Source organism: Mesorhizobium sp. M7A.F.Ca.CA.004.06.1.1, from assembly GCF_003999135.1.
Classification (GTDB): Bacteria; Pseudomonadota; Alphaproteobacteria; order Rhizobiales; family Rhizobiaceae; genus Mesorhizobium.
In genome coordinates this window covers 1-943 of the sequence record NZ_RZPQ01001250.1, presented here as the reverse complement: position 1 = coordinate 943, position 943 = coordinate 1, and the positions used below count along the sequence as shown (strand labels likewise).

The 943-nt window shown below is 61.8% G+C and carries 3 protein-coding genes; 2 read left to right on the top strand and 1 reads right to left on the bottom strand.

From position 1 onward, the window contains the following. A partial coding sequence (locus EN906_RS35545; RefSeq protein ID WP_281060482.1) for a sugar-binding domain-containing protein occupies window positions 1-409 on the top strand: 409 nt, incomplete at its 5' end. Window positions 410-446: 37 nt separating this feature from the next. On the opposite strand, the gene EN906_RS35540 is transcribed toward EN906_RS35545, so the two are convergent. Then, a complete protein-coding gene (locus EN906_RS35540; protein ID WP_127268414.1) occupies window positions 447-632 on the bottom strand; it encodes a hypothetical protein in 186 nt (61 codons plus the stop codon). Window positions 633-742: 110 nt separating this feature from the next. Between EN906_RS35540 and EN906_RS35535 the strand changes: the two genes are divergently transcribed. After that, the coding region (locus tag EN906_RS35535; RefSeq protein WP_127375840.1) for a LysR family transcriptional regulator at window positions 743-943 on the top strand (201 nt) is incomplete at its 3' end.

The following is a 943-nucleotide window of genomic DNA, read 5'->3' as shown; positions in this document are numbered from 1 at the left end:
GTCGCCGGAGGAGCGCGAGATGCTGCTCAACCAGCCGATGATCCAGCCGACGCTTGCGCTTGCCGCCGAGGCAGACGTCACCTTCATCGGCATCGGCGATCTCGGCCCCAAGGCGCCGCTCTACGAAGACGGCTTCATTTCGGAGAGCGAATTGAAGGCGCTGCAGAAGGCCGGCGGCATCGCCGAGATCGTCGGCTGGGTGTTCGATAGGGAGGGCCGCATGATCGAGGGCATCACCAACGACCGGGTGTCGTCGGCGTCGCTTCCGTCACGCGAGAAATCACTGGTCATCGCACTGGCCATGGGCGAACGAAAGCTGCCAGGCATCCTGGCGGCCGCGAACCGGCGGCTGCTCAACGGCCTCATCACCGATGAACGGACCGCCGCCGCCCTGCTGGCCAACATCTGACCGGAACCACAACTGATTTGCGATAAAACCAACCGCGCTAGCTGTGCCGCCCGAAAGGGTCATTGCCATCGAGAAAACCGAGATCGCGCTGCAGATGCGGCGACAGGTCCCTGATGTCGAGATGTGCTCGTCTTTTGGCCGCGAACCAGCCGAATCCATCCGTCAGCCACGAAAACCAGCGGTGATCCGGTGCGGGAGTGCATTTTTGCTGCGCCATGGTCATGATCGTCAACCTTCGCTATCCTGAACCCGAATGACGGGTTGACTAGGAATGTCGGTCTTGACGGCAGTCTTTGCCAATCGAACGTCGATAAGGACCCATAAGGAGGCTTTATGCCGGACCTCAGCTCTCGGCAGGTTGCACAGCTTCCGCCGCTGCAGGCGATCCGGGTGTTCGAAGCGGTGGCGCGGCATCTTTCCTTCACCAAGGCCGCCAGTGAACTTGCCATGACGCAAGCGGCGGTCAGCTATCAGATCAAGGTGCTGGAGGAACGGGTCGGCGCGCCGCTGTTCCTGCGACGACCACGCCAGATC